Here is a 12,029-nt window from a genome sequence, read left to right as displayed (position 1 = left end):
GGCCCGATGCCCGATGCCCGATGCCCGATGCCCGATGCCCGATGCCCGATGCCCGATGCCCGATGCCCGATGCCCGATGCCCGATTAAGTCCATATTTTATCATAACTTTATTATTCCTCATACTTATTTTCTTAAATTTATTGTTATAAAATAAACAGTTAATGTTATTTTTAGTAATTTTAGCATAAAGTAGTATATAACTATGCTACTCTATTTTAGAATAAAACCCTCATTTTTCACCTGTTTTTTTGTAAAGTTTTGTTAAGCTCCTTCTTTAATAAAAGATCATCCATTTCTCTAAATTTTTTAATAATATAAGATAATGAATCTATTACTTAAAATCACATATTTGCTTATTAATATTAAGACTTAATCATTAACCTTTACAGAAACATAATTAATACTTCCTATATTTTTGTATATCGCTATTTTAGATCCTAACAATAGCGAATAGACAACATCCATGACTTAATAGCATTTTTTTGCTATAGTAAACCCCATTTTATTTAATCTATAAGAGTTATAAGCTATGGAATCTATACCTAATTGCCCTGTTTGCCAATCTGAACACACTTATCATGATGGCAGCTTTTGTGTTTGCCCTGAATGTGCCCACGAATGGGATCCAAACGAGGCTGTGTCTTCTGATGTTGGATTACAGGTAAAAGATAGCAATGGTAATTTACTTGCTGATGGCGACGATATTATTTTGACTAAGGATCTAAAATTGAAAGGATCTTCAACGGTGCTGAAAAAAGGCGCTAAAGCCAAAGGCATTCGTTTAGTCGAAGGTGATCACGAAATCGACTGCAAAATTGATGGCATGAAAATTATGCTAAAAGCCTGCTTTGTAAAAAAAGCTTAGTTAACTATTTTATTAATGCTGATTTTATCAGCATTAATCTGTTTTAGTGTTAATTAATATAATCTATCATACAATAAACATACTTAGTTAGATTATTGTTTTCAATTAAGTATTTATTGTTTTTTTGAAGAATTTATTTCCCATAGCCACAAAAAATAAGTCAAGTTGAATAGGTAAATTAAATACGACTGTGTGATCAATTTATATCACCGAGTTAAATACCATAAAATACTAGAAATTCGCTCAAACATTTGTTCAAAAATAAATTCAGTAAATGCGGGTAGTGTTGTAATTAAATAAGTTAGCATGATTAGCCCTAAGAATAGGGTCGCTGGATAACCAACCACAAATATAGATAGCTGTGGCGTCATTCTGTTAAGTAGTCCTAATGATATGTTGATGATTAATAGCAATGTCATTAAAGGAAGTGCTAACATGATCGCGTTGATAAATAATAGTTTGCTGACTTCAATTAATGCTAAGCATCCATTCGCTTGTAATGGCATTATTGCAATCGGAATAATATCAAAACTATTTGATATGCCGTATAACAACCATAAATGACCATCAAGACTGAGAAATATTAATAAAGCAATGATGTTAATTAAGCGTGATAATACTGATGTAGATGGACCGCCAATAGGGTCAAAAAAGGTCGCCATTCCTAGCCCCATTTGCATCCCTATTAATTCTCCTGAAAATCGCACTGTCATAAATGCCAACTGCATGGTAAAACCAATAAGTATTCCAATCATTATTTGTTGTGCAATAATCCATATTCCTATAAATGAGTATATTTTTATATTGTCATCAATATGTGGATGTGGCAGTACAATCGTAGTGAGTAGCGCTAGGCCAATTTTAACTCGATTAGGCGTTTCCTTTTCGCCAAAAATGGGCGCTACCATGATCAACGCTAAGATACGAACAAAAGGGAAAAAATAGTCCCTAATCCAAGAAAAGAAATCGATATTAAATAAATTGTTGATATCAAATTCCATTACATTTAACGGGTTAAGTTAGGAATATCTGTAATAACGGTTTGGATATAGTCGATCATGGTTGATAGCATTGATGGCCCCAATATTATTAAAACCACAATGACCACTATGATCTTGGGAATAAATGATAATGTCATTTCGTTAATTTGCGTCGCAGCTTGTAATAAACTAATGATTAACCCTGTTACTAATGCGGCTAATAATAACGGTCCAGCTAATGATGCCGCAACTTTTATCGCTTGTATGGCTAACGTGCTGATATATTCAGATGACATAGTGCGACTCAACTAAAAAAGCTTTGTGCTAATGATCCAAGTAATAAATGCCAACCATCTGCCAAGACAAATAACATTAATTTGAATGGTAATGATACTGTCGCTGGTGGCACCATCATCATTCCTAATGCCATAAGCGTGCTTGCTACCACTAGATCAATTACTAAGAATGGAATAAAAATTGTAAAACCAATTTGAAACGCTGTTTTTAATTCACTCACCACAAAAGCAGGAACTAATACTTTTAAAGGAACGTCTTCCCGTGTTTGAATGTTGTTTTGGTGAGACATGTTAACAAATAACGCTAGGTCATTTTCTCGCGTTTGGGTAAGCATAAATTCTTGTAATGGTTTAGTTGCTTTTGTTAATCCTTCTTGCATGGTAATTTGATTTTGTGAATATGGCACATACGCTTCTTGATAAATTTTATCAATGACTGGCGACATAATAAAAAAAGTCATAAAAAGCGAAATTCCCAAAATAACTTGATTCGGCGGTGCTGATTGCGTACCTAGGGCATTACGTAACAGACCTAACACAATGATAATTCTTGTAAAACTGGTCATCAATAATAATATTGCTGGTATAAAAGTGAGCAATGTTAAAAAGACTAATGTTTCAACTGGTAACGACCAATTTTGCCCACCTGTTAGGGACTGATTTATGTTAGTTAAAGCTGAAGTTTCAGCATGGCTAGATAAGCTAAATAGCAATAAACTTAGCAAAATAGTTAAATTTAATCGCACTTGTTGTTACTCCTTTTTCACTTTTAAAGCGGATTGTAATATCTGTTGAAATGAGTTAATTTTCGTAAGATTTTTATCTGCTCCATTTTGCGAAAGTAACACTTTGGTTCTTTCTTCATTGATAGTATGTAACAATGTCATTTGTTGAGGAGTAACACCTACCACTAATAATTGGTTATCAACGTGAATAACCATAATACGTTCTTTAGGATTAATGTTATATGTGGCTTTGACATCAATCCATTGTTCGGTCGTTTTTTTCCAACCCATTCGTTTTGCGAGCCATCCTAGCAATAAAATAAAACCGATGATCACAATAAGCGTTAATCCCATTGACGATCCAATTTCAGTATAAATATTTAAATCAGAAGACGATGGCGATAAGGTATTAGTATTGGTTGCACCAACCGTAGGTTGAATCAAATTAGGTTGCTTTATTGTCATTAACGGCTTAATCTTCTTACACGCTCTGATGGAGTAATAATATCGGTGATACGTACACCATAGTTATCGCCAACTACCACAATTTCGCCTTGAGCTATTAAATAACCGTTAATTAATATATCTAATGGTTCTCCTGCAAGCCCATCTAATGCAATTACCGAACCTTGGGTTAGATTTAATAGATCTTTAATAGCTATTTTTGTTCGACCAAGTTCAACGCTTAAATCAACAGGTATATCTAATATAAGATTAATATCTTGCTTTTTATCTTTTGTTTGTTGAGGAGATAATGTTTCAAAAATAGCCTCTTTAGTGATGAGTTCATCACTCGTTACTTTTTCTTCTTGGTCTTCGCCGTTATTTGGTATAATGTCAGTCATTGAACACTCCCTCATTCAGTTGTTCTATCACAGGATTAATGACCTGTTCTACTTGAATTGCATACTGTTTATTTACTTTACCGTAATGGCCTTTTAATACCGGTACACCGCCAACTGTTACATCTATATTTGTTGGTTTTTCAATTGTTAAAATATCATCAACTTTTAACGCTAACAGTTTTTCAACGGTTGTATGAATATGGGTAAAATTGGCAACTAATTCGACAGATGATTGTTTAATTCCAGTGGTTAATGAACTCATCCAGATATTATCGTCTTGATAAGTCTGTTCTTCGATAGGTGGCTTTATTAGCAACTCTTTGATTGGTTCAACCATAGAATAAGGGATACAAATGCAAAATGTTGCTTTGCTATGACCCACTTCGACTTTGAAGTTTGTTGTTAGCACGACATCATCAGGCGAACTGGTAATGTTGGTAAATTTGCTTTGCATTTCAGAGCGAATATATTCAGTTTCAATTGGGTATACATCAGCCCATGCATTTTGATAAATAACTAATGCTAATTCTAATACTCGTTTTATGATTTGCTGTTCGGTGTGGGTAAATTCTCGTCCTTGTGTTTTTATTTTAGTTGTATGCCCGTCTCCTCCAAATAATGAATCAACGATAATAAAGACTAATTCAGGCGAAAATGAAAATAAGCTTGAACCTCTTAATGGGTTAAGATGAACTAAATTTAAATGGTTTTCTGATGAAATATTAGAAAATTCCTCAAATGTTTGTGGTTCAATATGCGATGCAACTACATCGGCATTGCGACGCAATCGATTAAATAGCCCAATTCTAAACTGACGAGCAAAACGTTCATTAATGATTTCTAATGCGGTTAAACGTTCAGGAATAAAGCGATGTTTTACCGATAAATCATAAGGTTTAACATCAACCTTTTTACCAGAAGGTAACGAAAAAGAAGAAACATCAATACTGCTATCTTCACCATCGTTAACAAAACTATCAGATAGTTGTTCTGCAGCACTATTTTCATTTAAATCTGTTGTGGGCTCTATCTTATCGGGCATAATAATCACCGTATAATAAAATCAGTAAATAGAACTTCATCAACTTTTACCCAATGTTTTGCATCATATTGTCTTGATAAGGTAGTTTTTATCTGCTCTTGTAAATCGATCTTCCCCGATTCTTGCTTTAGTTTGTTAACATGCTGTTTTGAAGTTAAAAGTAGTACGTCACTTCTTACTTCAGGTAAATAATCTAATAGCACTGTTCTTTGGTTTTCATCGGCGATACGCAAAACTATTCCAATATAAATAATTTTATTAGTTTCGATATTATCTTCTGAGACAGGTAATGAAATAGTAAACGGTTTTAATGTTAAAAATACCGGTGACGTAACTTCGGGTTCTTCTTGTGCTTTAGTTGTGCTTTGTGAGTGATTGTGAAACCACAAATAAGCCGCAACACTTATCGCTAACAACGTAATAAGAATAAGGATCAGATTTAAAACACTTACTTTTTTTTTCGTGGTAGGCATATTTATTCTTGTCTCTATAAATTTAAAAAGATTTATAACCCATTAATTAGGTATAGTTACAAGGATAATAAATCATATTTTTTAAATTGATTTGAAGAATAGGCAACAAAACATTACCTATTTAAACGTTTCAATTGATTTAAAATATAAAATTGCTCAAAAAATAATAATCTTATTAGTTAGGCAAATATACTAAGTCTAGATTTAATTGATCGACTTTCAATTAGAGATTGCTCAATACTATCGTCTATTACATCAAGTGACACGACTTTCTGGGTTTGATTGCTTTTTGTTTGTTGCTGTGTATCAGATTGTTTTGAATCATTCATCATTGAAAAATCACCGATATTTGTTTGCTCTAGTGTAATACCTTGATCTTCTAATGATGTTCTTAAAAAAGGTAAAGCCGATTCTAACATACCTTTAACAGCACTATGTGCAGCCATCATATGAAGATTCATTTTATCATCATTCATTGCAAGCTTAATGTACATTGAGCCTAACTCTTGTGGATGTAATTTTATTTCGGCAGTTTGAATACCTTGACGATTAAACATGATAATTTGTTCACTTAATGAAGTTTGCCACTGCATAATATTTTGTGTAGGTAAATTTATTGTCGCTGATCTTGCGCTAATACTAGTTGGTGATAATAGCTGGTTTTGTCCATTGGTATTGGCTAACAAAAATGGCTCTTGATTAGTAGCCATTTGTCCTTCATCATCGTAATTATTTATTAATTGGACTTGATTCATCACTACTTTCTGCATAAATTCACTAGCTTTATGCGATTCATTTTTTGAGTTAGCAAAATTATTAATATTATCTTTAATATTTGTCGTTCCTTTATCCACAGGTTTAGTTTTTATTCCTGTTTGTGATGTTACTTTATTAATTAAATCTTCACTGTCATAAATAGAAGCAAGTAAATGCGTTGCTTGCTCATCGATTACCACTTCTGATGATGATCCATCGAATAAATTAACATTTAATGTTTCAGTATTTTGATCTATTTTTATATCACTATCTTGTGCTATTGGTGTTTGTATATTAAAGGGATAAATTTCCGTAATTAACATTTCAACATTATGATCATTATCTTCTTGCGCATCATCGATACCTTTTAATTTGGTATTAACTGTTTTTTTATTATGTTCGGTTTGATTTTCACTTTGTTGTAATAATTGTTGAAAGCAATCATTACCATTATTCGTTAAATTGGTTTCAACAAGATCTGATTGATGAGAAACAGTAGGGTTCAATCCATTGATAAGATTAAGATTAACATTCATTTAATACTCTCCTTGCTAATTGTAACTGCGCAAATTCATCTGTCAGTTTTTGCTGTAACCGATTTTGTCGTTGCAAATATTGGTTATACTGCTTATTTAATAGTGTGGTATATGTGTTTAAGCTTTTTTGTGATTGATTAAGCTGATTTGTAATTTGCTTTTGTTTAATATCTAACGATAACAATAGTTTTTTTTGTTGCTCAATACCTTGCTCAATTGAAGCAATAAACGATTTAAAATTGTTTAACTCGCTACCTTTAATACCTTCAAATAAGGCATTATTTAATTTTTGTTGATATTCAACATAATAATTATTTAGAACATTTAGCTGCGATTGCGCATTTTGATGATTTTCATTTGCTTTTTTTAGTTTTATCAAGTTATCGTCTACCGACTTTTGCGCCAATTTTTTTAATGTTGAAAATGCAAGTTGCGAAGGATTTTTATTCATTATGATCTTTCCCTAACGAGCTAATTGTGGCTCAACAATGGCCGCTAATTGTTGATAAGCGTCTTGATAACAGCAATGTTCATTAATACCTTGTTGTAAAAATTTTTGCATAGCAGGATATAGCGTTATTGCTCTGTCTAATAATGGATCTGTGCCAGATACATAAGCACCAACATTAATCAAATCACGGTTTCGTTGAAAACTTGAAAATAATTGTTTAAATAATCTAGATTTTTTTTCATCTTCAGGAGCAGTAAGATCTGTCATTACGCGACTGATTGAAGCCTCAATATCAATAGCTGGATAATGCCCTGATTCAGCAAGAGAGCGAGATAAAACAATGTGTCCATCTAAAATTGCTCTGGCCGAATCTGCAATCGGATCTTGTTGATCATCACCTTCGGTTAATACCGTATAAAATGCAGTAATTGAGCCTTTCCCTTCTTCATCATTACCTGCTCTTTCAACTAATGCGGGTAGTTTTGCAAAGACTGATGGCGGGTAACCTTTAGTTGCTGGGGGTTCACCAATTGCTAAAGCAATTTCTCGTTGTGCCATAGCATAACGAGTTAAAGAGTCCATAATCAATAAAACGTTAAAACCTTTATCACGAAAGTTTTCAGCAATTTTTGTTGCATATGCCGCTCCTTGTAAGCGTAATAATGGCGAAACATCCGCTGGTGCTGCTACAACAACCGCTCGAGCTAATCCTTCTTCGCCTAAAATATTTTCGATAAAGTCTTTAACTTCTCGACCTCGTTCACCAATCAACCCGACAACAATAATGTCCGCTTGCGTATAACGAGCCATCATGCCTAGTAAGACACTTTTACCAACCCCTGATCCAGCAAATAAGCCCATTCGTTGCCCTTTGCCAACCGTTAGCAAGGCATTTATAGCTCTGACACCAACATCAAGAACCTGATGAACAGGAGTCCGTTGTAGTGGATTGAGGGATTTATTGGCTAATCCAGCATACTCAATATGCTCAGGTAATGGTTTATCATCCAAGGGATTTCCCATAGCATCAACCACTCGACCTAATAATCCCATTCCCATAGGTAATACTTTATGATTAAAATGTGTTAGATCATATTGCTTAGTATAGACTCGTGCCCCTAATAAAATACCGTCAGTTGATTCAAATGGCATTAAGTAAAGTGTTTTATCACTAAATCCAACTACCTCACACTCAACGGGCTCAATTCGACCGTCGGTTTGTCGTTCAACCAAGCAGTTAGACCCCAAAGGTAACTTTAGTCCAATAGCTTCTAGCACAAGTCCCGATGCTTTAATCAATCTTCCATATTGGCGGATTAGTGATAGTGATTCAAGTTGTTGTGTAGCTTGGTCAATTTTATTTAGCCATTGTGCAGAATATCTCACGTTAATGATTGTCCTCTTTTAAGCTATCAGACATTATTTGCCAGTGTTGATCGATATTTGCATCAATTTCATTAGTTTCGGTAAATATCTTGCATCCACCCTGTTCTACGTTAGAATCGGCAATAAGTTGCCAATGATGTTGACTGATTTCATCATTCAGCATGGGTTCTAACCACAGTAAATCAGCTGGATTTAGGTGCAATGCCATAGGTTCAGACAAAACTGAGCACTGTTCAACTAATGTTTTTATGGTATAAATAAGCTGTTTTTGCTTAGCTTTGGGTATCGTGCCTACTGTTTTTTGCGCAGCAATCAATGCTAAATCAAGCAGTTTAGGAACAATTAATTCATCAATTTCGTTGATCGAATTTTGAAAATTGGTTATTAAATTAGCTATAGCTTGAACGGCATTTAATTTTTCTTCATTAAGTTGTTGTTCAATGAACTGGCGCCCTTCTTGCTCACCAATTTGATATCCTTCATCATAACCAGCCTGTTTACCTGCATTGAAACCTTCTTGTTGACCTAAATTAAAACCGTCCTGATAAGCCTGTTTTTTTACCTCTTCTTTTAATTGCTCTAACTGTTGTGCCTGATTTAACTCTGGTTCAATTACAACATTATCCATCTCGGTAGCAGTTAGTTCTGTTTCAGGATCATCAGTTCCAACGTTTATAGCAACTTCATTTTTACTTAATTTCGGTAATTCGGGTAAAGAGAAATCTTGAAAACTTAATGGTTCCCAATTTAATCTATCTGGCCGATTACACATATTCATCATCACCGCTACTTAGGATAACTTCACCACTTTCTGCTAATCGACGAGCAATAGCCAGTATTTTTTTCTGTTCAGTTTCAACTTGAGATAAACGTACAGGAGGTCGATTTTCTAAATCTTCACGTAAGATAGATGCCGCTCGCTGTGACATGTTACTCAATAGTTTTTCTCGTAATTCAACCGATGCACCTTTCAATGCAATTATTAATATTTCATTATCGACTTCTTTAAGTAAGCGTTGAATACTTCTATCATCCACTTCAACAAGATTTTCAAATAAGAACATTTCATCAATAATTTTTTGGGTTAACTCGCCATCATAATCACGCAATGCATTAATAACTTGCTCTTCTTGCTGCGTTTTCATTAAGTTAATAATTTCTGCCGCAGTACGTATACCACCAAGATTATTAAGTTTGATATTTTGACCATGTAGTAAAGTCGATAATGAAGTTGAGAGTAATTGAAGTGCAGAAGGCTCTACTCCTCCAAAAGTTGCAATACGTAACATGACATCGTTTCGTAATTCATCATCAAATAGATTTAGAATTTCTGCCGCTAAATCACGATTTAGATGAACTAAAATAGTTGCAATAATTTGTGGATGTTCTTTTTTGACCAAATCAACTGCTCTTGTAGCATCGACATAGTTGAGCATTTCAAGACCATCGGTTGCTTCTTCTTTTCCTGTATCTAATAATTCATCCAGTAAACGTTCGGCTTTTTCACTACCAAGAGATCGACCCAATATTGTACGTAAGTAACCATCTGGATCGGTATTTAAAACAGCGCATTCTTCAAGAGCAACTTGGCACTCGTTAAGTATACCTTTCAACTGTTCTTGCGAAAATTGAGGTAATGACATCATCGCACTACTAATTTGTTGCACTTCTTTATGGTTAAGATGTTGCATAACTTGTGCCGCTAACCCTTCACCTAACACCATTAAAATCGCAGCTACTTTTTGAGATTCACTTAATATCATTGCTCAGTGTCCTCCTTATTTATCCAATTACGAATAATTAGTGCCATTACACGCGGTTCTTTTTCAACAATTTTCCGTATATGCTGTTGTTGTTGCGTATTATCTTCAAATATTTTTTGCTGTTGTTTACTGTGAGCTTTATAATCTAACTTATCGTCTACGGTAGATTGAGAAACTAATGATTCTCCATTATCAATAAAGAATTTACGTTGTAATTTTATCCATACCGAACGTAAAACCTTACGCCACGCAAACCATAAAATAATAATATAAATTAGATACTTAATTACTGTTTTAGCAGAATCATAAAATTCAGGAGTTTTCCAAAATGCCATATTATCGTTGTCATCAAGTGTTTGATCGGTAAATTTCAAATTTGCAACAGTCAAGCTATCACCACGTAAATCAGAAAACCCCATTGCCTGACGGGCTAATGCTTCAATATTTTTCAGTTCATCACTATCTAGCTTTACCCATTGCTCAGTTATGGAAGATGACTTGTTTTTGTCATTGTCATTGTCATTGTCATTGTCATTATCACTGTCAACATCCTCAGATTTAACATTATCTGGCTCGGTTGTAACGAATTTATAATTCACCAAAACAGCAACCGATAAACGTTTAATACGACCTTCAGGTATTTGACTGTGTATAACCTTTCTATTTACTTCAAAATTAACGGTATTATTTGATTGCAAGCTGTAATTTCCTTGCTTATCGTGTTTTTCAGTCGATTCTTGTTCATCGATTGGCGCGCTAGATGCAGGTACAGGTTGATTAGACAACGCTCCTGGCACACCACCTACACCATAGCTTTTAGCTGATTGACGATTTTCTACTTGTTGCTTACTGCGAATAGTTTGATTAGCAATATCACTATTAGGATCATAAGTTTCTAATGTCGATTCTTGTCGACTGAAATCAATATCAGCATTCACTTGCACCTTGACATTATTTTTACCCAAAATTGGGGTGATGATTTTTTCTACTCGCTCACGAATATTATTTTCAATTCGCTCACCAAATTCGAGTTGAGCAACATTTGTGTTTCTATCACGATAACCTTCACCAGTTAACAGGTGACCATGCTGATCGATAATGGTCACTTTATCTGCTTGTAATTCTGGCACACTACTGGAAATTAAATGGATAATGGCATCGATTTGACCTTGTGATAACGATCGCCCAGGAAATAACGTTAACGCCACCGAAGCAGAAGGAGATTTCCTTTCCCTGACAAATAAAGAAGGTTTAGGCATCGCTAAATGCACTCTAGCATCATCAATACTACTGATGATGGATATTGTTCGGGATAATTCGCCTTCTAAAGCTCGTTGATAATTTATTTGTTCATTGAATTGGCTCATACCAAAACTTTCTTTGTCGAGCAATTCAAAACCTACCGCCCCACCTTTTGGTAAACCCTGCTGAGCAATACGTAATCGGGTATCGTAAACTTTATCTTGTGGAATTAAGATTGTGGAACCAGAAGACGAAAATTGATAAGGAATATTCATCTTATCAAGTTGGCTAATAATTTCACCACCATCTTTATCATTTAAATTACTGAATAAAACTGCATAAGACTCATCTTTAGCCCATAAATAAATAAAACTAATAATGGCTATTATAATTACAGCTGCAATTAACAATGCCATTTTGGTGTTTTGTTTTAGTTGATTTATAAAAGGCAACTTATTTAATATTGATTCACCTTTATTATTGACTGTTTGACTAGCCATTGGCACCCTGACTCTAAACTATTTAGATTAACTCTGTTCGTTATTATCCATGTATTTAAAAAATTCAATGGCGAGAAAAGCGTGCACTTTTTCCCTTACTTATACCCTTTGTTTTTTTATTTATATGTTAAATTTAGCCATACAGTAACAAAAGAGCTAAAAAGCAGT

14 protein-coding genes are annotated in these 12,029 nt (G+C 34.1%); 1 reads left to right on the top strand and 13 read right to left on the bottom strand.

The features are described 5' to 3' along the window. Window positions 1-530 precede the first annotated feature (530 nt). Complete coding sequence (locus J6569_RS04410) at window positions 531-866, top strand: zinc ribbon domain-containing protein YjdM (protein WP_296317796.1); 336 nt, start codon at window positions 531-533, stop codon at window positions 864-866. 206 nt (window positions 867-1,072) lie between these two features. Here J6569_RS04410 and fliR read toward each other — a convergent pair whose 3' ends face one another. The 13 genes from fliR to fliF form a co-directional block, all read right to left on the bottom strand. After that, window positions 1,073-1,867: a flagellar biosynthetic protein FliR gene (gene fliR, locus J6569_RS04405; RefSeq protein ID WP_296317794.1), complete on the bottom strand. Its 795-nt coding sequence runs from the start codon at window positions 1,865-1,867 to the stop codon at window positions 1,073-1,075. 5 nt (window positions 1,868-1,872) lie between these two features. Continuing rightward, window positions 1,873-2,142: a flagellar biosynthesis protein FliQ gene (fliQ, locus tag J6569_RS04400; protein ID WP_034909516.1), complete on the bottom strand. Its 270-nt coding sequence runs from the start codon at window positions 2,140-2,142 to the stop codon at window positions 1,873-1,875. A gap of 8 nt (window positions 2,143-2,150) precedes the next feature. Continuing rightward, entirely contained in the window at window positions 2,151-2,888 is a 738-nt protein-coding gene (gene fliP / locus J6569_RS04395; RefSeq protein ID WP_296317792.1) for a flagellar type III secretion system pore protein FliP, read from the bottom strand. A gap of 6 nt (window positions 2,889-2,894) precedes the next feature. After that, window positions 2,895-3,332: a flagellar biosynthetic protein FliO gene (fliO, locus tag J6569_RS04390; protein ID WP_174799245.1), complete on the bottom strand. Its 438-nt coding sequence runs from the start codon at window positions 3,330-3,332 to the stop codon at window positions 2,895-2,897. Beyond that, the gene (fliN, locus tag J6569_RS04385; RefSeq protein ID WP_366941239.1) at window positions 3,332-3,727 is read right to left on the bottom strand and encodes a flagellar motor switch protein FliN; all 396 of its coding nucleotides are present in this window, start codon (window positions 3,725-3,727) and stop codon (window positions 3,332-3,334) included. The genes fliO and fliN overlap by 1 nt, the downstream gene beginning before the upstream one ends. Further along, complete coding sequence (fliM, locus tag J6569_RS04380) at window positions 3,705-4,754, bottom strand: flagellar motor switch protein FliM (RefSeq protein ID WP_296317788.1); 1,050 nt, start codon at window positions 4,752-4,754, stop codon at window positions 3,705-3,707. Before fliM ends, fliN begins: the two co-directional genes overlap by 23 nt. Before the next feature lie 5 nt (window positions 4,755-4,759). After that, on the bottom strand, window positions 4,760-5,227 hold the full coding sequence (locus J6569_RS04375; protein ID WP_085164699.1) for a flagellar basal body-associated FliL family protein: 468 nt from the start codon (window positions 5,225-5,227) through the stop codon (window positions 4,760-4,762). Between the two features lie 179 nt (window positions 5,228-5,406). Further along, window positions 5,407-6,519, bottom strand: coding sequence for a flagellar hook-length control protein FliK (locus J6569_RS04370; RefSeq protein ID WP_296317786.1), 1,113 nt, complete (start codon window positions 6,517-6,519; stop codon window positions 5,407-5,409). Continuing rightward, entirely contained in the window at window positions 6,509-6,970 is a 462-nt protein-coding gene (gene fliJ / locus J6569_RS04365; protein ID WP_051634102.1) for a flagellar export protein FliJ, read from the bottom strand. The genes J6569_RS04370 and fliJ overlap by 11 nt, the downstream gene beginning before the upstream one ends. A 12-nt stretch (window positions 6,971-6,982) precedes the next feature. Further along, entirely contained in the window at window positions 6,983-8,362 is a 1,380-nt protein-coding gene (gene fliI, locus J6569_RS04360) for a flagellar protein export ATPase FliI (RefSeq protein WP_366941242.1), read from the bottom strand. Continuing rightward, on the bottom strand, window positions 8,358-9,128 hold the full coding sequence (locus J6569_RS04355; RefSeq protein WP_296317783.1) for a flagellar assembly protein FliH: 771 nt from the start codon (window positions 9,126-9,128) through the stop codon (window positions 8,358-8,360). The genes fliI and J6569_RS04355 overlap by 5 nt, the downstream gene beginning before the upstream one ends. Then, window positions 9,121-10,119 (bottom strand): flagellar motor switch protein FliG, encoded by a 999-nt coding sequence (fliG, locus tag J6569_RS04350; protein WP_065561660.1) that lies wholly within the window; start codon window positions 10,117-10,119, stop codon window positions 9,121-9,123. Before fliG ends, J6569_RS04355 begins: the two co-directional genes overlap by 8 nt. After that, window positions 10,116-11,861, bottom strand: a complete 1,746-nt coding sequence (gene fliF / locus J6569_RS04345) for a flagellar basal-body MS-ring/collar protein FliF (RefSeq protein ID WP_296317782.1) — start codon at window positions 11,859-11,861, stop codon at window positions 10,116-10,118. Before fliF ends, fliG begins: the two co-directional genes overlap by 4 nt. Window positions 11,862-12,029: the final 168 nt, after the last annotated feature.

Origin of the sequence: Gilliamella sp., assembly GCF_024104075.1 — a bacterium.
Classification (GTDB): Bacteria; Pseudomonadota; Gammaproteobacteria; order Enterobacterales; family Orbaceae; genus Gilliamella; species Gilliamella bombi.
The sequence above is the reverse complement of the archived record's forward strand: the minus strand, read 5'-3'. Positions and strand labels throughout refer to the sequence as shown.

What these genes read in the sequence shown, in the direction of transcription:
- J6569_RS04410 (WP_296317796.1), top strand. Translation starts at nt 531, where the DNA reads ATGGAATCTATACCTAATTGCCCTGTTTGCCAATCTGAACACACTTAT.
- fliR (WP_296317794.1), bottom strand. Translation starts at nt 1,867, where the DNA reads ATGGAATTTGATATCAACAATTTATTTAATATCGATTTCTTTTCTTGG.
- fliQ (WP_034909516.1), bottom strand. Translation starts at nt 2,142, where the DNA reads ATGTCATCTGAATATATCAGCACGTTAGCCATACAAGCGATAAAAGTT.
- fliO (WP_174799245.1), bottom strand. Translation starts at nt 3,332, where the DNA reads ATGACAATAAAGCAACCTAATTTGATTCAACCTACGGTTGGTGCAACC.
- fliN (WP_366941239.1), bottom strand. Translation starts at nt 3,727, where the DNA reads ATGAGGGAGTGTTCAATGACTGACATTATACCAAATAACGGCGAAGAC.
- fliM (WP_296317788.1), bottom strand. Translation starts at nt 4,754, where the DNA reads ATGCCCGATAAGATAGAGCCCACAACAGATTTAAATGAAAATAGTGCT.
- J6569_RS04375 (WP_085164699.1), bottom strand. Translation starts at nt 5,227, where the DNA reads ATGCCTACCACGAAAAAAAAAGTAAGTGTTTTAAATCTGATCCTTATT.
- J6569_RS04370 (WP_296317786.1), bottom strand. Translation starts at nt 6,519, where the DNA reads ATGAATGTTAATCTTAATCTTATCAATGGATTGAACCCTACTGTTTCT.
- fliJ (WP_051634102.1), bottom strand. Translation starts at nt 6,970, where the DNA reads ATGAATAAAAATCCTTCGCAACTTGCATTTTCAACATTAAAAAAATTG.
- J6569_RS04355 (WP_296317783.1), bottom strand. Translation starts at nt 9,128, where the DNA reads ATGTGTAATCGGCCAGATAGATTAAATTGGGAACCATTAAGTTTTCAA.
- fliG (WP_065561660.1), bottom strand. Translation starts at nt 10,119, where the DNA reads ATGATATTAAGTGAATCTCAAAAAGTAGCTGCGATTTTAATGGTGTTA.
- fliF (WP_296317782.1), bottom strand. Translation starts at nt 11,861, where the DNA reads ATGGCTAGTCAAACAGTCAATAATAAAGGTGAATCAATATTAAATAAG.